Source organism: Candidatus Neomarinimicrobiota bacterium, from assembly GCA_022573815.1.
Lineage (GTDB): Bacteria > Fidelibacterota > SORT01 > SORT01 > SORT01 > JACZTG01.
Genome location: JACZTG010000013.1, coordinates 17,948 through 39,675, shown reverse-complemented (window position 1 = coordinate 39,675; position 21,728 = coordinate 17,948). Strand labels below are relative to the sequence as shown.

General features: G+C 46.3%; 33 protein-coding genes. All 33 read left to right on the top strand.

Features of this window, described 5'->3' with window-relative positions:
• The first annotated feature begins 17 nt into the window (after window positions 1-17).
• On the top strand, window positions 18-4,250 hold the full coding sequence (gene rpoC, locus IIB39_06870; GenBank protein MCH8928425.1) for a DNA-directed RNA polymerase subunit beta': 4,233 nt from the start codon (window positions 18-20) through the stop codon (window positions 4,248-4,250).
• A 92-nt stretch (window positions 4,251-4,342) separates the two neighbouring features.
• On the top strand, window positions 4,343-4,717 hold the full coding sequence (locus IIB39_06865) for a 30S ribosomal protein S12 (GenBank protein MCH8928424.1): 375 nt from the start codon (window positions 4,343-4,345) through the stop codon (window positions 4,715-4,717).
• A gap of 3 nt (window positions 4,718-4,720) precedes the next feature.
• A complete protein-coding gene (rpsG, locus tag IIB39_06860) occupies window positions 4,721-5,194 on the top strand; it encodes a 30S ribosomal protein S7 (protein ID MCH8928423.1) in 474 nt (157 codons plus the stop codon).
• Window positions 5,195-5,212: 18 nt separating this feature from the next.
• Window positions 5,213-7,300, top strand: coding sequence for an elongation factor G (gene fusA, locus IIB39_06855; GenBank protein ID MCH8928422.1), 2,088 nt, complete (start codon window positions 5,213-5,215; stop codon window positions 7,298-7,300).
• A 49-nt stretch (window positions 7,301-7,349) separates the two neighbouring features.
• Window positions 7,350-8,540 carry an elongation factor Tu gene (tuf, locus tag IIB39_06850; protein ID MCH8928421.1) on the top strand — a complete coding sequence of 397 codons (1,191 nt, stop codon included), beginning with the start codon at window positions 7,350-7,352 and terminating at the stop codon, window positions 8,538-8,540.
• A 9-nt stretch (window positions 8,541-8,549) separates the two neighbouring features.
• Window positions 8,550-8,858 (top strand): 30S ribosomal protein S10, encoded by a 309-nt coding sequence (gene rpsJ, locus IIB39_06845; GenBank protein MCH8928420.1) that lies wholly within the window; start codon window positions 8,550-8,552, stop codon window positions 8,856-8,858.
• A 1-nt stretch (window position 8,859) separates the two neighbouring features.
• Entirely contained in the window at window positions 8,860-9,498 is a 639-nt protein-coding gene (gene rplC, locus IIB39_06840) for a 50S ribosomal protein L3 (protein MCH8928419.1), read from the top strand.
• Between the two features lies 1 nt (window position 9,499).
• On the top strand, window positions 9,500-10,168 hold the full coding sequence (gene rplD, locus IIB39_06835; protein ID MCH8928418.1) for a 50S ribosomal protein L4: 669 nt from the start codon (window positions 9,500-9,502) through the stop codon (window positions 10,166-10,168).
• Entirely contained in the window at window positions 10,165-10,479 is a 315-nt protein-coding gene (rplW, locus tag IIB39_06830) for a 50S ribosomal protein L23 (protein MCH8928417.1), read from the top strand. The genes rplD and rplW overlap by 4 nt, the downstream gene beginning before the upstream one ends.
• 14 nt (window positions 10,480-10,493) lie before the next feature.
• A complete protein-coding gene (rplB, locus tag IIB39_06825; protein ID MCH8928416.1) occupies window positions 10,494-11,318 on the top strand; it encodes a 50S ribosomal protein L2 in 825 nt (274 codons plus the stop codon).
• A 3-nt stretch (window positions 11,319-11,321) separates the two neighbouring features.
• Window positions 11,322-11,609, top strand: coding sequence for a 30S ribosomal protein S19 (rpsS, locus tag IIB39_06820; protein MCH8928415.1), 288 nt, complete (start codon window positions 11,322-11,324; stop codon window positions 11,607-11,609).
• A 2-nt stretch (window positions 11,610-11,611) separates the two neighbouring features.
• On the top strand, window positions 11,612-11,977 hold the full coding sequence (gene rplV, locus IIB39_06815; GenBank protein ID MCH8928414.1) for a 50S ribosomal protein L22: 366 nt from the start codon (window positions 11,612-11,614) through the stop codon (window positions 11,975-11,977).
• A 2-nt stretch (window positions 11,978-11,979) separates the two neighbouring features.
• Window positions 11,980-12,624 carry a 30S ribosomal protein S3 gene (rpsC, locus tag IIB39_06810; protein ID MCH8928413.1) on the top strand — a complete coding sequence of 215 codons (645 nt, stop codon included), beginning with the start codon at window positions 11,980-11,982 and terminating at the stop codon, window positions 12,622-12,624.
• Window positions 12,625-12,630: 6 nt separating this feature from the next.
• Window positions 12,631-13,044, top strand: coding sequence for a 50S ribosomal protein L16 (gene rplP / locus IIB39_06805; GenBank protein MCH8928412.1), 414 nt, complete (start codon window positions 12,631-12,633; stop codon window positions 13,042-13,044).
• A gap of 2 nt (window positions 13,045-13,046) precedes the next feature.
• A complete protein-coding gene (gene rpmC / locus IIB39_06800) occupies window positions 13,047-13,289 on the top strand; it encodes a 50S ribosomal protein L29 (GenBank protein ID MCH8928411.1) in 243 nt (80 codons plus the stop codon).
• On the top strand, window positions 13,286-13,543 hold the full coding sequence (gene rpsQ / locus IIB39_06795) for a 30S ribosomal protein S17 (GenBank protein ID MCH8928410.1): 258 nt from the start codon (window positions 13,286-13,288) through the stop codon (window positions 13,541-13,543). Before rpmC ends, rpsQ begins: the two co-directional genes overlap by 4 nt.
• A gap of 2 nt (window positions 13,544-13,545) precedes the next feature.
• The gene (gene rplN, locus IIB39_06790) at window positions 13,546-13,914 is read left to right on the top strand and encodes a 50S ribosomal protein L14 (protein ID MCH8928409.1); all 369 of its coding nucleotides are present in this window, start codon (window positions 13,546-13,548) and stop codon (window positions 13,912-13,914) included.
• Window positions 13,915-13,916: 2 nt separating this feature from the next.
• Window positions 13,917-14,222 (top strand): 50S ribosomal protein L24, encoded by a 306-nt coding sequence (locus IIB39_06785; GenBank protein ID MCH8928408.1) that lies wholly within the window; start codon window positions 13,917-13,919, stop codon window positions 14,220-14,222.
• Window positions 14,223-14,452: 230 nt separating this feature from the next.
• A complete protein-coding gene (gene rplE, locus IIB39_06780) occupies window positions 14,453-15,016 on the top strand; it encodes a 50S ribosomal protein L5 (protein ID MCH8928407.1) in 564 nt (187 codons plus the stop codon).
• 3 nt (window positions 15,017-15,019) lie between these two features.
• Complete coding sequence (locus IIB39_06775; protein ID MCH8928406.1) at window positions 15,020-15,205, top strand: type Z 30S ribosomal protein S14; 186 nt, start codon at window positions 15,020-15,022, stop codon at window positions 15,203-15,205.
• 9 nt (window positions 15,206-15,214) lie between these two features.
• Complete coding sequence (gene rpsH, locus IIB39_06770; GenBank protein MCH8928405.1) at window positions 15,215-15,613, top strand: 30S ribosomal protein S8; 399 nt, start codon at window positions 15,215-15,217, stop codon at window positions 15,611-15,613.
• 10 nt (window positions 15,614-15,623) lie between these two features.
• Window positions 15,624-16,208 carry a 50S ribosomal protein L6 gene (rplF, locus tag IIB39_06765; GenBank protein ID MCH8928404.1) on the top strand — a complete coding sequence of 195 codons (585 nt, stop codon included), beginning with the start codon at window positions 15,624-15,626 and terminating at the stop codon, window positions 16,206-16,208.
• Window positions 16,209-16,237: 29 nt separating this feature from the next.
• Window positions 16,238-16,597, top strand: coding sequence for a 50S ribosomal protein L18 (locus IIB39_06760; protein ID MCH8928403.1), 360 nt, complete (start codon window positions 16,238-16,240; stop codon window positions 16,595-16,597).
• Window positions 16,594-17,121, top strand: coding sequence for a 30S ribosomal protein S5 (gene rpsE, locus IIB39_06755; protein MCH8928402.1), 528 nt, complete (start codon window positions 16,594-16,596; stop codon window positions 17,119-17,121). The genes IIB39_06760 and rpsE overlap by 4 nt, the downstream gene beginning before the upstream one ends.
• Window positions 17,121-17,315, top strand: coding sequence for a 50S ribosomal protein L30 (gene rpmD, locus IIB39_06750; protein ID MCH8928401.1), 195 nt, complete (start codon window positions 17,121-17,123; stop codon window positions 17,313-17,315). Before rpsE ends, rpmD begins: the two co-directional genes overlap by 1 nt.
• Window positions 17,316-17,753, top strand: a complete 438-nt coding sequence (gene rplO, locus IIB39_06745) for a 50S ribosomal protein L15 (protein MCH8928400.1) — start codon at window positions 17,316-17,318, stop codon at window positions 17,751-17,753. It begins immediately after the preceding gene.
• Window positions 17,750-19,090 (top strand): preprotein translocase subunit SecY, encoded by a 1,341-nt coding sequence (gene secY / locus IIB39_06740; protein MCH8928399.1) that lies wholly within the window; start codon window positions 17,750-17,752, stop codon window positions 19,088-19,090. The genes rplO and secY overlap by 4 nt, the downstream gene beginning before the upstream one ends.
• Before the next feature lie 2 nt (window positions 19,091-19,092).
• Window positions 19,093-19,863 (top strand): type I methionyl aminopeptidase, encoded by a 771-nt coding sequence (gene map / locus IIB39_06735; protein ID MCH8928398.1) that lies wholly within the window; start codon window positions 19,093-19,095, stop codon window positions 19,861-19,863.
• A gap of 5 nt (window positions 19,864-19,868) precedes the next feature.
• The gene (gene infA, locus IIB39_06730) at window positions 19,869-20,087 is read left to right on the top strand and encodes a translation initiation factor IF-1 (GenBank protein ID MCH8928397.1); all 219 of its coding nucleotides are present in this window, start codon (window positions 19,869-19,871) and stop codon (window positions 20,085-20,087) included.
• A 12-nt stretch (window positions 20,088-20,099) separates the two neighbouring features.
• Window positions 20,100-20,213, top strand: coding sequence for a 50S ribosomal protein L36 (gene rpmJ, locus IIB39_06725; protein MCH8928396.1), 114 nt, complete (start codon window positions 20,100-20,102; stop codon window positions 20,211-20,213).
• A gap of 66 nt (window positions 20,214-20,279) precedes the next feature.
• On the top strand, window positions 20,280-20,660 hold the full coding sequence (rpsM, locus tag IIB39_06720; GenBank protein ID MCH8928395.1) for a 30S ribosomal protein S13: 381 nt from the start codon (window positions 20,280-20,282) through the stop codon (window positions 20,658-20,660).
• 27 nt (window positions 20,661-20,687) lie between these two features.
• The gene (rpsK, locus tag IIB39_06715; protein ID MCH8928394.1) at window positions 20,688-21,077 is read left to right on the top strand and encodes a 30S ribosomal protein S11; all 390 of its coding nucleotides are present in this window, start codon (window positions 20,688-20,690) and stop codon (window positions 21,075-21,077) included.
• An 8-nt stretch (window positions 21,078-21,085) separates the two neighbouring features.
• Complete coding sequence (rpsD, locus tag IIB39_06710) at window positions 21,086-21,718, top strand: 30S ribosomal protein S4 (protein MCH8928393.1); 633 nt, start codon at window positions 21,086-21,088, stop codon at window positions 21,716-21,718.
• The last annotated feature ends 10 nt before the right edge of the window (window positions 21,719-21,728 follow it).

The window sequence follows — 21,728 nt, the reverse complement described above, 5'->3', positions numbered from 1 at the left end:
AGGTTAGATTGGCATATATAAAACCGAGACAGGCGAAATTTAAAGAAAATTTTACAGAGATAGTAATATCCCTGGCTTCTCCTGACTCTATATTATCACGGTCGTACGGGGAAGTATTAAAACCTGAAACGATTAACTACAGGACATACAAGCCGGAGAAAGACGGACTCTTCTGCGAAAAAATCTTCGGACCGGTGAAAGATTGGGAATGCCATTGCGGGAAGTACAAGAGACCGCGTTACAAAGGAATCATTTGCGACCGGTGCGGAGTGGAAATCACCCGTAAGAAAGTTCGCCGTGAGCGGATGGGACATATCACCCTTGCGGTACCCATAGTTCATATCTGGTATCTCAGATCTATTCCGAGCAAGATAAGCTATGTTCTCGGAATGTCTGTAAAAGAGCTTGAGAAGATAGTTTACTACGAAAATTATGTAGTATTAGAACCGGGTATCTCTTCGTTCGAGAAGAATGAATTGATCACCGAAGAACAATACAACGAAGCGGTGGAAGAGTTAGGCGAAGAGGCTGCCTCCGGAGATAACGCAATAATTATCGACACCGGCGGAGAAGCAATTCGCAAGATGCTTGCCGCTATTGTGATACCGGAACTCGCTACCGAACTTGCCGATAAAGTCGCGAACGAAACTTCGGTGCAGCGGAAGACCGATGCCTTGAAGCGACTCCGCGTCGTGAAAGCATTTGAAGAAAAAGAAGAGAAGAAGCTGAACAAGCCGGAGTGGATGGTGATGAATATCATTCCTGTTATTCCGCCCGAGCTCAGACCTCTTGTCCCGCTTGACGGCGGAAGGTTTGCGACAAGCGACCTTAACGATCTATACCGACGCGTAATAATCCGTAACAACAGATTGAAACAGCTTATGGAAATACGCGCGCCGGAAGTAATTTTGAGAAACGAGAAACGGATGCTCCAGGAATCTGTAGATTCGTTATTCGATAACAGTCGCCGCAGAACAGCGGTGAGAAGCGGTACCCGCAGACTGCTGAAGAGCCTTTCAGATATGCTCAAAGGAAAACAGGGCAGGTTCCGTCAGAATCTTCTCGGTAAGAGAGTGGATTATTCCGGCAGGTCGGTAATTGTCGTCGGTCCGGATCTCCAACTCCATCAATGCGGATTACCAAAAGAGATGGCGATAGAATTATTCAAGCCGTTTATCATCCACAAGCTTATTGAAAAAGGCTATCAACGCACCGTAAAGGGCGCCAAGAAGATGGTGGAAAATAAGGAACCGCAAGTCTGGGATGTCCTTGAAGAAGTAGTAGAAGATCATCCGATAATGCTCAACAGAGCTCCTACCTTACATAGGTTGGGAATTCAGGCGTTTCAGCCCGTATTGGTTGACGGAAGAGCAATTCGGATTCACCCTCTTGTCTGTGCGGCGTTCAACGCCGACTTTGACGGAGATCAAATGGCGGTTCATGTGCCGCTTTCGCTCGAAGCACAAATGGAAGTACGCGTGCTGATGTTAGCAAGTCATAATATCCTTTCACCGGCGCACGGAATGCCGATTGCGCTTCCTTCGCAGGATATGGTATTAGGATGTTATTATCTTACAAAAACATTGCCCGGCGCGAAAGGCGAGGGAATGAATTTCAGCTCACCCGAAGAAGCGTTGATCGCATATGATCATGAGCACGTGAGTCTGCACGCAATCATAAATGTTCGTAAAGACGGCGCGATGTTAGAGACCACACCCGGTCGTTTGATATTCAACACTGTCGTTCCGAAAGAATTGGATTACGTCAACAGAGTCGTCACCAAGAAACATTTAGAAAAGATTGTGGGCGAAGCGTTCAGAATTTCCGGTAACTATGAAACAGTAACGTTCCTTGACGGTTTAAAGAAACTCGGATTCAAGTTTGCCACTTCGGGCGGTATCTCGTTCGGTCTCGGTGATGTGGTAATTCCGCCGGAGAAAGACGAGCTTATTGAAGCTGCCCGGAAGCAGGTAAAGCAGATTATGGCTCAGTATGAGGCGGAAATTATTACCGACGGCGAACGGTATAATAAAGTTATCGATATTTGGACTTCCACGAGTCTCAAGATCGGCGACGCTATGATGAAACATTTAGAGGAATCGGACCATGGATTCAACCCTGTCTATATGATGTCGGATTCCGGCGCGAGAGGTAACAGGGAACAGATTCGTCAGCTCGCGGGTATGCGTGGTCTTATGGCGAAGCCGCAGAAGAGTCTTGTCGGTGGAACCGGTGAGATCATCGAAAACCCGATTACATCCAATTTCAAAGAAGGTCTGACCGTTCTTGAGTATTTCATTTCCACTCACGGAGCGCGAAAAGGTCTTGCGGATACGGCGCTTAAAACAGCTGATGCCGGTTACCTGACACGCCGACTTGTGGACGTGGCTCAGGATATGGTTATCAACATAGAAGATTGCAGAACTATCCGCGGAATTGCCATCTCCGCTCTCAAAGAGGGAGAGGAAGTCAAAGAGCTCCTGAAAGACAGAATATTGGGAAGAGTAGCGCTTGACGATGTTTATGATCCGATTACGGATGAATTTTTAATCAAAGCAGGCGTTGAAATTACCGAAGAAATAGCCGAATCTATCGAAGGCAGGTCTGTGGAAACGGTGGCAATCCGTTCCGCTCTCACTTGCGAAGCGAAACGCGGTCTCTGCGCGAAATGCTACGGAAGAAATCTTACAACAGGTAAGATGGTCGTTGTTGGAGAGGCGGTAGGTGTTATGGCTGCCCAAAGCATCGGCGAACCGGGAACTCAGCTTACATTGAGAACTTTCCACGTGGGTGGCGCGGCGAGCGTTATTGCCTCTAAGACGGAGATGCACTCCAAAGTCCAGGGAATTGTACAATATGACAAGAACTTCAAAGCTACCAAAATGCGGAAAGAGGGTAAAATCGCCCTTTTGCGTAATTCGCAAATCCATATTGTAAATGACAACGGACAAAATCTTGTTAACTATAACGTGCCTTACGGCGCGAGCGTACTTAAAGAAGATGGAGATACAATCGAAAAGGATGAGGTCCTTTTCAAATGGGATCCGGATATGGATGTCATCATCGCTCAGGAAGACGGTAAAATCAGGTTTGTGGATATCGAAGAAGGTCTTACACTGCGGGAAGAAGCGGATGAAGCGGGTAGAAAACAACGGTTCATCATTGAGTCCCGCGACAAGAAACTGATTCCGAAAATCGAGATTATCGGAAAAGGAAAGACAGATGATACAAGCGCGCGGCTTCCCGTTCGTTCGCAATTGATGGTAATCGAAGGAGAGAATGTCAAGCAGGGCGACATCCTTATTAAGAAACGCCGTGAGAGTCGAAAAGCAGGCGATATTACAGGCGGTCTTCCACGCGTGGCAGAACTCTTTGAGGCGAGACAGCCGAAAGAGCCGGCAGTTGTTACCGAAATTGACGGATTCGTCAGCTACGGTAAGATCAGACGAGGAGTTCAGGAGATAATTATCAAGGGTTCGGAGGAAGAAGAGAAGAAATATAACGTTCCTTATGGTAAGCACGTACTCGTGCATCCGGGCGATACCGTTTATGCCGGTGATGCACTCTCGGAAGGGTCTATCGCGCCGCAGGATATTCTGCATATCAAAGGCCCGAGAGAGGTACAGGAATATTTAGTTAATGAGATCCAGGCTGTTTACCGTTTTCAGGATGTACGAATCAACGATAAGCATATAGAAATCATAGTCAGGCAGATGATGCAGAAGGTAGAAGTTGAAGAACCCGGCGACACCGATTATCTCGAAGGCGACAAAATAAATAAGATATTATTCAACGAAGAAAATGCCCTGATAGAAGAAATGGTCGTGGTAACCGATTCAGGCGATTCCAAGATTCAGCCGGGAGAGATTATGGATAAGGACAGGTTCAAACAGACAAACGATCGTCTGAAAAAAGTTGATAAAGCTCCTATGAAATCCACTCCCGCAAAACAGGCAACCTCCAGACCATTGCTGCTGGGTATTACAAGAGCGTCTTTGAACACGGAGAGCTTCATTTCCGCCGCGTCTTTCCAGGAAACGACGAGGATTCTCACAGACGCCGCCGTTGCGAGTAAAGTTGACCCGCTCAGAGGACTGAAAGAAAACGTCATAATGGGTCGCCTTATTCCCGCCGGAACAGGCAGTATCAACGTCAAAGATATTAATTTGCTTGTGGAAGAGGATGAGGATACGGGAGTCAGCGATCAGATATCCGAAATGGAAAAAAAGGAATCGGAGGCGGTTGAGTAGAAAGTGAATAATAGTGCCGAAAAAGTATTGACAATAACGTCAATTCTATTACCTTTATTTGGCTTTACAAGAAATGAATAAAAAAGGATGAAATGCCGACAATAAGTCAACTTATAAGGAAGGGTCGCTCAGCGCAGAAGAAGAAAACTTCGGCTCCGGCGCTCGGCGGTTCGCCTCAGAAAAGAGGGGTTTGCACGCGGGTATATACAACCACTCCGAAAAAGCCGAATTCCGCTTTACGGAAGGTGGCTCGTGTGCGTCTTACCAACGGGTTTGAAGTGACAGCCTACATTCCGGGCGAAGGACATAATCTTCAGGAGCATTCAATCGTACTGATTGAGGGCGGAAGAGTCAAAGACCTACCGGGAGTCAGGTATCATATTATCCGCGGAACGCTGGACGCAAGCGGTGTTGATGACAGAAGAACAAGCCGCTCACGTTACGGCACTAAAAAACCGAAAGCATAAGATATGTCGAGACGAAGAAGACCCGAAAAGAGAACGATACTTCCCGACCCGAAGTTCGACGATCTTGTAGTAAGCAAGTTCATCAATAACATTATGCTGAAGGGAAAGAAAAGCATAGCCGAAACAATTTTTTATGACTCCCTGGATTTGATCGGTAAAAAGCTCAAATCCAATGAGCCTTTGGAAGTGTTCAAAAAAGCGCTGGAAAATGCCACACCGATGTTGGAAGTACGCTCAAGGAGGATCGGCGGCTCCACATATCAGGTTCCTATAGAGATAAACCCTAAGCGGAAACAGGCTTTGGCGATGAGATGGCTTATAGTATTTGCCCGATCAGGCGGCGGCAAAAGTATGGCAGAGCGATTGGCAAACGAATTGATGGCGGCTTTTAAGAATGAAGGCGCCACCATAGAGAAGAAGAAAAACACACATAAGATGGCAGAAGCTAACAAGGCTTTCGCTCACTTCAGAATATAAGGAAATCAGCAGTAGATAATGGCGGTTAAAGATTTAAGTAAAGTTCGCAATATAGGCATTATGGCGCACATAGACGCCGGGAAGACCACAACTACAGAGCGAATTCTGTTTTATACGGGGAAACTTCATCGGATGGGCGAAGTTCATGACGGAGCCGCCACGATGGATTGGATGGAGCAGGAAAAAGAGAGAGGCATAACCATAACGAGCGCCGCAACTTCGTGCGAGTGGGAGGGTCACAAGATAAATATTATCGATACTCCCGGTCATGTAGATTTCACTATGGAAGTAGAGCGGTCATTGCGGGTGCTTGACGGCGCTGTCGCATTGTTCTGCGCAGTGGGCGGCGTGGAGCCGCAGTCCGAGACGGTCTGGAATCAGGCGAATAAATATGAAATTCCGAGAATAGCTTTTGTTAACAAGATGGACAGAGTAGGAGCCGATTTCAATTATGTAGTTGATATGATGAAGGAAAGACTCGACGCGAATCCGCTTCCTATAGTTCTTCCTCTTGGCGAGGGAGAAATGTTTAACGGGATCATCGACCTGTTAGAAATGAGAACCGTTATTTATAATCTCGGTTCACAGGGGATGAACTACGATTACGGTGAAATCCCCAACGACCTGATAGAAAATGCTCAAACCGCGCGGAAGCATCTTATAGAAGAGGCTGCGACTTACGACGATCATCTGTTGGAAGATTATTTAGAAGAGAAAGAGATAAGCACGGAGCGGGTATTAGCAGCGCTCAGGAAAGCAACTATCGCAAATCAGGTCATACCTGTTATCTGCGGCTCGGCATTCAAAAATCAGGGTGTGCAACGACTTTTAGACGCAGTAAATCATTTTCTCCCTTCTCCGTTGGATCTGCCTCCCACCAAAGGAATAGACCCGGACACGGGCGATGAAATCGAGCGAAAGGCGGATGACAGCGAACCGTTTAGCGCATTAGCCTTTAAGATAGTAACAGACCCGTTCGTGGGAAGATTGACTTATGTGAGAGTTTACTCCGGCACTTTTAAAAAGGGCAACACAGTTTATAATGTGAATACGACCAAAAAAGAAAGAGTCAGCAGGATTCTTCTGATGCATTCCAACAAGCGTGAAGATTTGGATGAAGTCGGCACGGGAGATATTTGTGCCATGGTAGGATTGAACAAAACGAAAACGGGCGATACCATCACAATGAAAGATAATCCTATCCTTCTCGAATCGATGCATTTCCCTGAACCGGTCATCGCTGTCGCAGTTGAGCCGGTATCAAAAGCAGACCAGGATTCACTCTCTTTAGGATTAACGAAACTGTCCGAGGAAGATCCCACATTCCGGGTCAAGACCAACGAAGAAACCGGTCAAACGATTTTATCTGGAATGGGCGAGCTTCATCTTGAGATATTAGTTGACAGGCTTTTAAGAGAGTTCAATGTTCAGGCGAAAGTCGGTCGTCCGCAGGTCGCTTATAAAGAGACTATTACCAAAAAGGTTGAGGCGGAAGGCAAATTCATCCGTCAGAGCGGTGGTCGTGGACAATACGGGCATTGCAATATTATTATCGAGCCCAGCGAACCCGGAAAAGAATATGTATTTCACGATAAGATAGTCGGCGGCGCGATTCCAAAAGAATATATCTCAGCGGTCTCGCAAGGTATTCAGGAGGCATTGACCAACGGAGTTATCGCGGGATACCCGATGATAGACGTAGAGGTCACTTTAGTTGACGGCTCTTACCATGATGTGGATTCATCTGAAATAGCGTTCAAGATAGCAGGTTCAATGGCATTGAAAGCCGGAGCTAAGAAAGCCGCTCCCGTTTTGCTTGAGCCGATTATGGCAGTTGAAGTAGTCACTCCTGACGAATATCTCGGCGACTTAGTGGGGGACATTACGTCAAGACGCGGCAAAATCGAGAGTATGACGCCGCGTGGGAGCGCACAGGTCATCAAGGCGCAAGTTCCGTTAGCGCGAATGTTCGGTTACGCGACGGATTCAAGGTCTATGACACAGGGAAGAGCGGTATTCTCAATGCAGTTCTCAAAATATGAAAAGTTACCGAAACAGGTTGAAGAAAAAATACTTGAAAATGCAGGCGCAATAGATGCCGCCTGAGAAATACAACAGCAGCCTGCGCGATACGGGTCAGGTGAGGAGGAGATAGATGGCTAAGGAAAAGTATGAGAGGACCAAGCCACACGTAAACATCGGAACGATCGGTCATGTGGATCACGGTAAGACCACACTGACCAGCGCCATTACAATGTATTTGAGTAAGAAAGGTTTAGCGGACGAACGTTCGTTTGATTCCATAGATAACGCGCCTGAAGAGAAAGAGCGCGGCATCACTATCGCCACGGCGCACGTTGAGTATGAGACGGAAGAGCGTCATTACGCTCACGTAGATTGCCCCGGTCATGCCGACTATATCAAGAATATGATAACGGGAGCCGCCCAGATGGACGGCGCTATCTTGGTAGTATCCGCGGCTGACGGTCCTATGCCTCAGACGAGAGAGCATGTTCTTTTAGCCCGTCAGGTCAACGTCCCCTCCATAGTTGTATTTTTAAATAAAACCGATATGGTTGACGACCCGGAGCTTATCGAGCTCGTAGAGCTTGAACTGCGGGAGCTTCTCAACAAGTACGAGTTCCCGGGCGATGATATACCGATAATACAGGGCAGCGCGCTTGACGCTCTTAACAATCCTGATGACGCTGAGAAGACCAAATGCTTACAGGAGTTGCTTGACGCAGTTGATTCCTATATACCCATACCCGAGCGGGAGATAGATAAACCGTTCCTGTTGCCTATAGAAGATGTATTCTCAATAACGGGGCGCGGAACGGTAGGCACAGGCAGGATAGAGCGCGGTGTTGTAACGGTAGGCGACGAGATGGAGCTTGTGGGTCTTGACGCGGATAAGAAGATGACAATCACAGGTGTTGAGATGTTCAGGAAACTTCTTGACCGTGGAGAGGCAGGCGATAACGTCGGTCTCCTGATGCGCGGAGTTGACAAGGAATACCTGAAGCGGGGAATGGTAGTAGCCAAACCGGGTTCGATCAAGCCTCATACGAAGTTCAGGGGCGAGATATACATCCTGTCGAAAGACGAGGGCGGTCGTCACACGCCGTTCTTCAAAGGTTACAGGCCGCAGTTTTACTTCCGCACAACGGACGTAACGGGTCTTGTGAAGCTTCCCGATGGGAGCGAGATGGTAATGCCGGGCGATAACGTGAACCTTGAAGTTGAATTGATATCGCCAATCGCAATGGAGAAGGAACTCAGGTTCGCAATCCGCGAGGGCGGACATACAGTCGGCGCAGGCGTAGTAACAGAGATAATAGAATAGGGATATTAAATGGCGGGACAGACAATAAGAATCAGGCTCAAAGCCTATGATCATAAGCTTGTGGATAAATCCACAGCGTTGATTATGAAGACGGCAAGATCAACCGGAGCAGTTGTGTCCGGTCCAATCCCTCTCCCGACGCGCAGAACGATAATTACGGTTCTTCGCTCTCCGCATGTAAATAAAAAATCGAGAGAGCAGTTTCAGACGAAAATCCATAAGCGGCTGTTGGACATCTTGAATTCCACTCCTAAAACCGTTGACGCACTGATGAAGCTCGACCTTCCGTCGGGTGTAGATATTGAGATAAAGGTCTGAAATGGCTGGTCTGATAGGCAAAAAATTAGGTATGACACGTTTCTTTATGGAGGACGGAAAAAGTATTCCCGCTACTCTTATAGAAGTAGAAACGTGTGTTGTCACACAGATTAAAACCGATGAAATAGACGGCTACAACGCTGTTCAGATTGCCTATGATATTGTGAAGGAAAATAAATCCAAGAAACCGCAGCTGGCTATCTATAAGAAATTAGGAATAGAGCCGAGAAAGCATATGGCTGAATTTGAAGGTCCCATAACGGTTACGGATGGTGAAGAGGAAAAACCCGTTGAAGTCGGCGCGGAGCTGAATGTTGATCAGTTCAAGGAAGGCGAATTGGTAAAAATCTCGTCCAAATCCATAGGTAAGGGATTTGCCGGTGTTGTGAAAAGATATAATTTCGCAGGCGGTCCGAAAACTCACGGGCAAACCGATATGCACAGGTCACGCGGTTCGATAGGAGCAAGTTCTTATCCATCGAGAGTGTTCAAGGGGATGCGGATGGCAGGAAGAATGGGCGGGGATAAAGTAACGCTGAAGAAAATCCGCATATTGAAAATTGATTTAGAGAAAAATTTATTGTTAGTCAAGGGACCGGTTCCCGGAGCTATCAACGCTACAGTGAGAATTTGGAATTAGAATGAGGATAAACGTTTTAACAGCAAGCGGAGAAGACAGCGGGAAGAAAGTAAACCTGAACCCGCAAATCTTCGAAATAGAGCCAAACGACGACGCAATTTATTCTTCCGTAGTTGCCGAATTTGCTCATCTCAGACAGGGAAGCCGCGCTACGAAAAGCAAGGCTGAAGTTCAGGGAAGCGGAAGGAAACCGTGGCGTCAGAAAGGGACCGGGCGGGCGAGAGTCGGAACGATTCGAACTCCGATTTGGAGAGGCGGTGGTCATACATTCGCTATCAAACCGGGAGTCAGCCGTCATAAAGTAAACAAGAAAATCAGGCAATTAGCGCGGAAGAGCGCATTCTCACTGCACGCAAAGGCGGGAAGCATACGGATAGTCGAGGAGTTGAACTTTCAGGATACCAAAACCAAGCAGATGCGCAATTTACTTGCCGGACTCGATTTGACAGGAAGAAACAACCTTCTGCTGGTGAAGGAACTCAATGATAACGTTCTTTATGCGTCGAGAAACATACCGAATTTGATGGTTGTGAAAGCGGAATTCAGCTCCACATTAGACCTACTAAGCAGCAAATATCTCATTATAGAGACCGGAGCGGTAGAAACGTTGAACAAAGCATTTGATAAGCCGAGTAAGCCTGCTCCCGCCGAAGAGGTAGAATCCGAATGAAGAACAATATGCTTATCAGGCCGATAGTGACCGAAAAAATGCACAATCTTCAGGAAGCGAACAACAGTTACGCTTTTCAGGTTTCGGTGGAATCGAATAAATTGGAAATCAAAAAAGCGGTTGAAGAAAAATTCGGCGTAAGAGTCAAGAAAGTCAGGACTATGAATATAAAGGGGAAGACAAGAAACCTTTCCGTGAAAAGCGGAGGACGGACTATCAGAACGTCAGGTAAAAAACCGAATTGGAAGAAAGCGATAGTCACGCTGCTTGAAAATGAAACTATTGATATTTACGGTAACGAATCGCCGTAACAGAGTAAAAACAGATGCCTATAAAAAAATATAAACCGTCAACGCCTGCGCAAAGGTTTAAGACCACCTCCACATTTGAGGAGATTACTACCGATAAGCCTGAGAAGAGCCTTCTGAAAGTTCAGAAGAGAACAGGCGGAAGAAATAATCTCGGCAGAATGACAGCGCGTAGAAGAGGCGGCGGTCATAAAAAGAAGTACCGGATAATTGATTTCAGAAGAAATAAAACCGGAATTCCGGCTAAAGTTGCCACTATCGAATACGATCCGAACAGGTCGGCGAGAATCGCACTGCTGCATTACGTTGACGGAGAAAAACGATACATTCTTTGTCCTGTTGGATTAAAAGTGGGTGACGAAATTCAATCAGGCGCCGGCTCACCGTTGAAATCGGGCAATGCAATGCCTTTGAGCGATATTCCGAACGGTTCAATGGTTCATAATATTGAAATGACTTTAGGTAAAGGCGGACAGGCAGTCCGCAGCGCCGGAACTTCAGCTCAGGTGATGGCTAAAGAAGGGGATTACGTTCTCTTGAAATTGCCGTCAAGTGAAATCAGAATGGTGCGGAAAGAATGTTCGGCGACTATCGGTCAGGTAGGAAACAGGGATCACGAACTTATAGTTATCGGAAAAGCGGGACGTTCCCGTTGGCTCGGAAGACGCCCGAAAGTTCGAGGCGTCGCTATGAATCCCGTTGACCATCCAATGGGCGGTGGAGAAGGAAAATCTTCGGGCGGAAGGCATCCTGTTTCGCCGTGGGGAAAGCCGGCAAAAGGCGGCAAGACCCGCAGAAAGAAACATTCGGATAAATATATTGTTAAGCGGAGGTCGAAGTAGGATATGCCGAGGTCATTAAAAAAAGGTCCTTATATTGATGAGCGTCTCCTGAAGAAAATTCAGGAACTCAACAAAACGCGCGGGAAAAAAGTTATTCAGACGTGGTCCCGAAGGACAACGATTCCTCCGGATTTCGTTGGTCACACAATCGCGGTGCATAACGGAATTAAATTTATTCCGGTATATATATCGGAAAATATGGTAGGACATAAACTTGGCGAATTTTCACCAACGCGTACTTTCCGAGCTCACGCAGGAACTAAAAAAGACGCATCATCAAAGGTCAGATAGGGATGAACGCTAAAGCGATAAAAAAATATTCAAGGCAGGGAGCGCGGAAGGTAAGGCTTTTAGCCGACCTGATTAGAGGCAGAGATGTGGAAGACGCAATAAACATTTTGCATTTTTCAAAGAAAAAGGCTTCAACCGATTTAGAAAAGACGGTTCGCAGCGCGATAGCGAATCTTGTGAATTTGGAAGGCGGAAACGTGGACCCCGAAAATCTATTTGTGAAGGAAGTTTATATAGACGGCGGTCCGTCAATAAAAAGGTTTCGGCCGAGAGCAATGGGAAGAGCAACACCCATATTAAAGAGGACAGCTCATATGACCGTTATAGTAGCCACACCGGATGAGAGAACAAAGAAGGTAAGAGGTTAGGTATGGGACAGAAAGTACATCCTGTCGGTTTTAGACTCGGGTATGTGAAGACCTGGGATTCTAACTGGTTCGACGAAAAGAATTTCGCAGCGAAACTTAACGAAGATATTATGCTGCGGAAATATGTTTACAAACGACTGGTTAAAGCGGCAGTATCGAAGATACAAATCGAGCGTACCAACAAAAGGATTACGATAACGATTCATACCGCCAGACCCGGAATAGTTATCGGAAGTAAAGGATCGGAAGTTAATAAACTGCGCGAAGAGCTCAAAAAAATCACCGGCAGAGATGTGGCGGTCAATGTGAGCGAAATCAAACGACCGGAACTCGATGCTCTGCTTGTGGCACAAAATATCGCGCGTCAGTTGGAAGAAAAAGTTTCTCACAGACGAGCCATAAAGAAATCCATTATGTCCACGATGAGGATGGGAGCAGGCGGAATAAAGGTCGGAGCAGGGGGAAGACTGGGCGGTTCCGAAATGGGCAGAAGAGAACGTTTTCAAGAAGGCAGAGTACCGCTTCAAACACTCCGCGCTGAAATAGATTACGCAACGGCAACAGCGTTCACTACTTATGGAACCGTAGGCGTTAAAGTTTGGATTTACACAGGTGAAGTACAATTCAAGAAATCGGATGAGAATTAAAGAAAGATGTTAGAACCGAGGAAAGTAAAGCACAGAAAAGAGCAGCGCGGAAGAAATAAAGGTATGGCGCATCGAGGTTCGAAGGTCTCTTTCGGGACTTACGGCTTGAAAGCGTTGGAACCCGCCTGGATAACAGGAAGACAAATTGAAGCGGCGCGAGTCGCTATAACGCGTAAAGTAAAAAAACACGGCAAGCTCTGGATACGGATTTTCCCCAGCAAACCCGTCACGCTTAAACCTGCTGAAACCCGGATGGGTAAAGGAAAAGGTTCGCCCGAATATTTTGTCGCAGTAGTGAAGCCGGGACGAATATTATTTGAGATAGACGGTGTGGATGACGAGACCGCTCAGGAAGCGTTCAGACTCGGTTCGCACAAACTACCTATCAAGACAAAAGTGGTAAAGAGGTTAGAAGTATAGAAATGAAAAGTACCGAACTTAGAGAACTGACAAAAAAAGAAACCGAGATCAAGCTTATTGATTCTATTGAAGAACAGGATAATCTGCGATTTCAGCATTCGCTCAGGCAGCTTGAAAATGAGCAGCGGATAAAAGTAGTGCGCAGAGAGATAGCGCAACTTAAAACTTTATTGCAGGAAGAAAAATTAGGGAGTTATAAATTTCCCGGCACCGTCGAGGATGAAGGCAAGGAGAGCAAGAAGTGAGCGATAGCGGAAGAAGAAAAACGCTAACAGGTATCGTAGTGAGTGACGCTGCCGATAAAACCGTCATAGTTAAAGTTGAAAGAAGAATTCAACATCCCGTATATAAAAAGATGGTGCGGAAGTCAAAACGATTTATGGCGCACGATCGGGATAACAGCAGTGGAATCGGCGATACCGTGAAAATTATCGAATCGAGACCTATAAGCAAAAATAAGAAATGGCGATTAGCGGAAATTATTGAGAAGGCAAAATAGCGATGATTCAGGTCGAAACAAGAATGCCCGTTGCGGATAACACGGGAGCAAAAAAAATTATGTGCATCAAAGTGCTTGGCGGAAGTAAACGACGTTACGGCACTATCGGCGATGTCATCGTTGTAACTGTCAAGAGCGCAATTCCCAACGGAATGGTGAAAAAAGGGCAGGTACTGAAAGCTGTTATCGTGAGAGTGAAAAAAGAGCGGGCAAGGAAAGACGGCTCGTATATAAGATTTGACGAGAACGCAGCCGTATTGGTGGATGATTCTCTGGAACCGATAGGAACCCGTATATTCGGTCCCGTGGGACGTGAACTCAGAGAAAAACGCCATATGAAGATAATATCCATGGCTCCGGAGGTAGTCTAAGAATGATAAGAACCGGCGATGAGGTATTAGTTATCTCAGGGACAAGCGCTACCAAAAAAGGTAAAGTGCTGAAGACTCTTCCGAAGAAAAATCGGATTATTGTGGAAGGGCTTAACCTGGTAAAGCGACACACAAAACCGTCCCAAAAGCTGCAACAGGGTGGGATAATGGAATTTTCCGCACCAATACATATTTCTAACGTGATGCTGATATGCAAAAAATGCAACACGCCTACGAGACAGAAACATAAGATAATTGATGACGGCTCCAATGTAAGAGTTTGTCAGCATTGTGGAGAGATAACTTAAAGTTGGCTGAAGAGAAAGATAAAAAGACAAAAAAAGCAGCGGCGAAGAAACCCGCAGCTAAAGCCGCAGCAAAACCGAAGGCAGCGGCGAAAGCTAAAGCTCCGGCTAAAAAGACGAGTCCCAAGCGAAAAGCTGAGGCGAAGCCCAAAATTGAAGCAAAGGCAGCGGCAAAGAAGCCTGAGGTAAAAGCAGCGGCGAAGCCGAAGAAAGCTGCGAGTTCCGAAGAATATGTGCCGAGAATGAAAACCTTGTACGCAGAAAAGGTCATTCCGTATATGATTGAGAAATTTAAATATAGAAATCCGAATATGGTTCCGAAGCTGGAGAAAATTTCTATTAACACCCGCCTGAGTAAAGCAAGAGACGACGAGAAAGACCTTGAAAACGCTGTTGACGATATTACTATTATCGCGGGTCAAAAAGCTGTGGTGACCAGAGCAAAAAAAGCCATTGCGAACTTTAAAATTCGAGAAGGCGACGCCGTCGGCGGAAGGGTGACCATCAGGGGAAAACGGATGTACGAATTTCTCGACAGGATGATTTCAATCGCCATTCCGCGAGTACGCGATTTCACCGGACTGAGGCAAAAATCATTTGACGGATTCGGAAATTATTCCTTTGGAGTTAAAGAGCAGATTATTTTCCCCGAAATTGATTATGATAAAGTTAATAAAATTCGGGGGATGGACATTACCATTGTAACGACCGCAAACACAGATGAAGAGGGATTCGAATTGCTCAGCGCTTTCGGGATGCCCTTTAGAATACACACGACGGAAAATCAGGGAACGTAGCGTATGGCAAAGAAATCATGGATAGCTAAGCAGAAGAAAACGCCGAAATTTACGGTAAGAGGCTATAACCGTTGTCAAAAATGCGGCAGGGCGCGTTCTTATTTAAGGAAGTTCGGACTGTGCAGAATTTGTTTTAGGGAATTAGCCTTAAAAGGTGAAATTCCCGGCATAACCAAAGCAAGCTGGTAGGGAGAGCAGATGTCACATACTTATCCGGTAGCGGATTATCTGACAAGAGTAAGGAATGCCCAGAAAGCGGGGAAACGCTGGGTGGACATACCTTCATCAAATTTTAAGAAGTCGTTGTCGCTGATACTTCGGAGAGAAGGATATATAAAGGATATCATCGCGGTTGACGACGGCGTTCAGGGCATATTGAGACTTTACCTTAAATATATGAGCGACGGCAGAGGCGTCATTGACGGAATCGAATGCGTATCCACTCCGGGCCGAAGAATTTATTGCTCGGCAAAAAAAGTTCCGCGAGTGAGAAACGGTCTGGGTATCGCAATTATCAGTACTTCATCCGGCGTTAAAACGGACAAAGAAGCGAGAAAACAAAACCTGGGCGGCGAAATTATTTGCCGTGTCTGGTAGAGGAATTTAGATGTCAAGAGTCGGCAAGATACCGATAGATGTCCCTGACGGCATTGAAGTCAAGCTAAACGGGAACACAGTAAGCGTTAAAGGTCCCAAAGGTGAATTGGAAGAAACGTATGACGGCAGGATAAACATCGCCGTTGAAAAGGGGAGTATCACAGTAACACGCGAAAGCGACGAGAAAGAAGTGCGGGCATTGCACGGATTGACGAGAGCCTTGATCGCCAATATGGTTATCGGAGTTAAAGAAGGTTACGAAAAAATCCTGCAGCTCATAGGCGTGGGATTTTCCGCCGAGCTCAAAGGTAAGAATATCATATTCAGTCTTGGATTTTCTCACCAGATTCTTTTTGAAGCTCCCGATGGAATAGAATTTGAAATTCAGAAACCCGAACAGCAGGAGAAAGCGCAATTCAGAGCTATCCAATCGCGGATATTCATACGCGGAATAAGCAAACAGCTGGTGGGGCAGGTGACGGCGAATATCAGACATTTGAAACCGCCGGAACCGTATAAAGGTAAAGGACTCAGAATTCAGGGCGAATACGTCCGTAAGAAAGCAGGCAAGCAGGTTGCCACATCTGCCGCTTAATATTTGAGGAAGAATTGAAAGATAAGAATATAGAAAAAAACAAATTGAGACTGAGAAGGATCAGGAGAATCAAACGTCGCTTATCCGGCACATCCGAGAGACCGCGATTGGTTGTCTATCGTTCGCATAAACATATTTACGCCCAGTTAGTTGACGATGCTTCAGGCGTTACTCTTGTGGCTTCATCCACACAGAAAAAGGAATTGAAAGCTAAAATATCATCGGCAGAATCAAAAGTTGATGCGGGTAAAACTGTGGGTACGGATCTCGCTGAAGAGGCGAAGAAAATGAAAATTAAATCTGCCATATTCGACAGAAACGGCTATCTCTATCACGGGAGAGTTAAAGCTGTGGCAGAAGGCGCTCGTGAGAACGGATTAAAAATTTGAGGAAATCAGTGCGTCCCATTAACCCTTCAGAATTAGACCTTCTCGAAGAGAAGGTAGTCAAGATAAAACGAGTATCTAAGGTCGTGAAAGGCGGTCATCGTTTCGGGTTCAACGCCCTTGTGGTTGTTGGCGACGGAAAGGGTCACGTCGGCGTGGGTCTGGGAAAAGCGAACGAAGTTATCTCTGCGGTCACTAAAGGGAAGGAAGTGGCGAAGAAGAATATAGTTAAGATTCCACTTCTGAACAATACGATTCCTCACAAGATAACGGGAACGTTCGGAGCCGCGAAGGTCATACTTAAACCGGCGTCGCCCGGTACCGGAATCATAGCCGGTGGAGCGGTAAGAGCCGTTATGGAGCAGGTTGGAATTCACGATATTCTCGCAAAATCGCTCGGCTCGCCGAATCCGCATAATGTGGTTAAAGCCACGATGAACGGGCTTTTAGGATTGTTGGACGCTACCACTGCAGCACGAAAGAGAGGTCTGTCAATCAAACAACTTTTTGGAATTGAGAACGACTAATGGCAAATAAAACATCAGGCAAGCTGAAGATAACTCAGGTGAAAAGCGGTATCGGATATCACCACACAGCAAAAAAAACCTTAAAAGCGTTAGGGCTTCGTAAAATGCATCAGACGGTAATTCAACCTGATAACGCTGCGATTCGCGGAATGGTCTTTAAAATCAATTACCTTGTAAAGGTCGAAGAGGTATAAATGGGTCTTGAGAAATTAAAACGCCCGAAAGGGAATAAGAAAAAAGGTAAAATAATCGGCAGAGGACAGGGTTCCGGAAAGGGCGGCACTTCTGGCGCAGGTCATAAAGGAGCCCAAGCACGAAGCGGATTTAAGCGGAAGGGCGGATTTGAAGGCGGACAGATGCCGCTGCAACGCCGTGTGCCGAAAGTAGGGTTTACCAATATATTCAGAACGGTATATCAGGTTGTGAACGTAAGCGAACTGGGCAGAGCCGGAGGGAAAGACGTATCCATCGAAGCGCTGCTGGCAAGCGGATTGGTTAGAAATGTCAACAAACCTATAAAGATTTTGGGCAACGGAGAAATTTCCGAGGCTTATGAAGTAACGGCAAACGCTTTCAGCAAATCAGCCGTTGAGAAGATCGAAGCAGCGGGAGGCACCACCAAAGTAGTATGATAGATAAAATAAGAGCGATATCAAAGATACCCGAGCTGCGTAAAAGAATCACATTTACGCTGCTTATTCTGATTGCGTACCGTATCGGCGGACATATTCCGACGCCCGGTATAGACACTCAGGCATTGGCTATAGCTATCGGGAGTCTGCAAAATACGCTTTTCGGTTTATACGATATGTTCGCGGGCGGCGCATTCGCAAAAGCGACAATATTCGCTCTGGGCATTATGCCGTATATTACGGCTTCAATTATCATTCAGCTGCTTGGAGCGGTCATACCGTATTTCCAGAAGCTGCAGAAGGAAGGCGAAGAAGGCAGGAAAAAGATTACGCAGCTCACGCGTTACGGAACGGTGGCAATCGCTACGGTTCAGTCATACGGTATTGCGATTTTTCTTATGAGCCTCAAGTCCAACAGCGGCGCGGGCGCAATTCCTGTAGTTCCGGGAGAACCGGGAATGAGTTTTATTTTGATGACGATGCTTACGCTTATTACCGGAACAATTGTGATAATGTGGCTCGGCGAACTTATCACGGAGCGGGGAATCGGAAATGGAATCAGTCTCATCATCATGGTTGGTATTTTGGCGCGTTTTCCGAATGTGATAATGATAGAAATTGGGCTTGTTGCCGAGGATGTTCGAGGTATTCTTGATGAAGTGCTTTTGGCGGGACTTATGTTTATGATAGTTGCGTTTGTGGTTCTGCTCACGCAAGGCACCCGGAGAATTCCTGTCCAATACGCCAAGAGGGTCGTAGGACGAAAACTATACGGCGGACAGTCAACTCATATTCCGCTAAAGGTGAACACGGCAGGCGTTATGCCGATTATATTCGCTCAATCCATAATGTTTGTGCCGAGTACAATTGCTACGCTATTTCCAAATGCCGAATGGCTTCAGGAAAATTTTATACGATACTTTTCCACCGACCATCCGTTCTACTGGTCTATGTTCGGACTTATGATAGTATTTTTCACTTATTTTTATACGGCGATAGCTTTCAATCCGATTGAAGTGGCGGATAATATGAAGAAATCGGGAGGCTTCATTCCGGGAATCAGACCGGGCAAGAGGACTTCCGAGTTCATAGATAATATACTTACACGGGTAACGCTTCCGGGTTCGATATTTTTAGCGATGGTAGCGGTCTTTCCATATATACTTATGAGAATGACCGATGTCAGATACGATTTAGCGTCATTCTTCGGCGGTACAAGCCTTCTAATTATAGTGGGTGTGGCGTTGGACACTCTTCAGCAGATCGAGTCGCATCTCATCAGCCGTCATTACGACGGTTTCCTTAAGAGCGGCAGGATAAAGTCGAGGCGGAGATAATTTTGATAAACCTGAAGACAAAAGAAGAGATACTTACTATCCGTAAAGCGGGAAAGATTCTTCACGCGGCGATGGAATTGGTGGAACGCGAATTGCGTCCCGGCATCCGGACGGACGAGATTGATGCTATGGTAGAGGAATTTATTACGAGCAGAGGCGGAACACCTTCGTTCAAAGGGTTTCAGGGATTCCCAAAAAGCATTTGTTCATCAATAGATTCCCAGGTTGTACACGGAATTCCGAGTGAGAGGGAATTGAAGGAAGGCGAAATTGTCAGCATAGATATCGGCGTCAACGTTGACGGATATAATACTGATTCGGCGAAAACGTTCGCAATCGGTAAAGTGGACGATCGTATCAATAAACTGATCAACGTGACCGAGAAGGCTTTACAATTGGGTATTGAGAAGGCGACCATCGGAAACAGTATCGGCGATATATCACGGGCGATTCAGGAATATGCCGAATCGAACGGATTTTCCGTCATTCGACAGTTAGTGGGACACGGCATCGGCAAATCGCTCCACGAAGAGCCGAAAGTGCCGAATTTCGTTGACGGCAATTCGGGTGAAAAACTTGAAGAGGGAATGGTTCTCGCGATTGAACCGATGTTCACTATGGAATCGCCTGATGTAATAACGGATTCGGATGGTTGGACGGTCCTGGCAAAAGACGGAAAACCTGCCGCTCATTTCGAACATACGATAGCGATAACGAACAGCGGACCGGAAATACTTACCAACGGCAAAGCATTAGAATTGGAGGGTAATTAGGGATTATGGCTAAAGAACCGGGCATAGAAGTTGAAGGCAAAATACTTGAAACGCTGCCGAACGCAACGTTTAAGGTGGAGTTGGAAAATGGCCATGGAGTGCTTGCTCATATTTCGGGGAAAATGAGAATGCACTACATAAAAATACTGCCCGGTGATAAGGTGACGGTGGAACTTTCGCCATACGACCTGACAAGAGGGAGAATAACCTATCGCCATAAATAGGCGGAGAGAATTATGAAAGTAAGAGCATCGGTTAAAAAGATTTGTGACAATTGCAAAATTATTAAGCGTAAAGGCGTTGTGCGTGTCATTTGCACTAATCCGAAACATAAACAGCGTCAGGGATAGGCGGACCAGCCAGCGGCGTTGGTCTGACAAGCCAGCCCGATATTGGTCTGACAAGGAGGAAAAGAAGTGGCACGAATAGCAGGCGTAGATATACCGCGTGAGAAGAAGATAAAAATATCTCTCACCTATCTTTACGGCATCGGTCCGGCAAGGGCGTTGGACGTTCTGACAGCCGCCAATATTGATCCGGAAGTGAGAACCAACACCCTCACTGACAAAGAGGTATCACAGATTCGCGAGATAATCTCAGATAATTACGCCATCGAAGGTACTCTGAGAACTGATGTTACTATGAACATCAAAAGGCTTATGGATATCGGTTCGTATAAAGGAATAAGACATCGTCGCGGTCTGCCGGTGCACGGTCAACGAACGAGCACTAACGCGCGAACCCGTAAAGGAAAGAGAAGGTCTATCGTAGGTAAGAAAAAGGTAGTGCTCAAGTAAATTTAAAACAGTGAAGCAGGAGGCAATTTGGCAGCACCGAAAAAAGGTCGTAAGAAGAAAAAAGCAAAAGTAGATGCTAACGGCATCGCGCACATTAAAGCGACTTATAATAACACTATGGTCACATTGACGGATATTTACGGAAACGTAATATCATGGTCTACCGCAGGAAGAGCGGGCTACAAAGGTTCGCGTAAAAACACTCCGTTCGCAGCGCAGCTTGCCGGCGAAATGGCAGCCAAAGAAGCGATTGATCTCGGACTCGCAAGAGTTGAAGTCCGGGTGAAAGGTCCCGGCGGCGGAAGAGAATCCGCCATCAGATCGTTAGAAGCTGCGGGATTAGAAATTATCTCGATCAAGGACGTTACTCCGATTCCTCATAACGGATGCCGACCTCCGAAAAGACGAAGGGTGTAGGGGGCTTTATGGGTAGATATACAGGTCCCGTTTGTAAGCTGTGCCGCAGAGAAGGCGAAAAACTTTTTCTCAAAGGCTCAAAATGTATGACGACCAAATGTCCGTTTGAAAACCGTGGATTTATTCCCGGTCAGCACGGACAGAGCAGAAGAAGAACCAGACTCTCCGATTACGGAGTGCAGCTTCGCGAGAAACAAAAGATAAAACGGATTTACGGATTATTTGAAAAACAGTTCAGGAAATATTACAAGAAAGCCGACAGGATGAAAGGCGTTACAGGAACCAACCTTCTTCTTCTGTTGGAGAGCAGACTCGATAACGTGGTTTACAGGCTCGGATTCGCTCCGTCACGAAGCGCCGCAAGACAGCTTATCAGTCATCGCCACTTCAGCGTTAACGGAAAAACGGTTAACATTCCCTCTTATCTGACACGCCGGGGAGACAGCGTGGAAGTTCGTGAAAAAGCGAAAAAGATGGAGGTAATTCACGCATCTATGAGGCGCGTGAAGACAGAAAACGCCACTCCGTGGCTTGAATTAGACAAAGCGGGAATGTTCGGAAGGGTAATTGAAATTCCTGAAAGAGAACAAATTCCGCTTAACGTAAAAGAACAATTAGTAGTTGAACTTTACTCAAAGTAGCATAGGAACA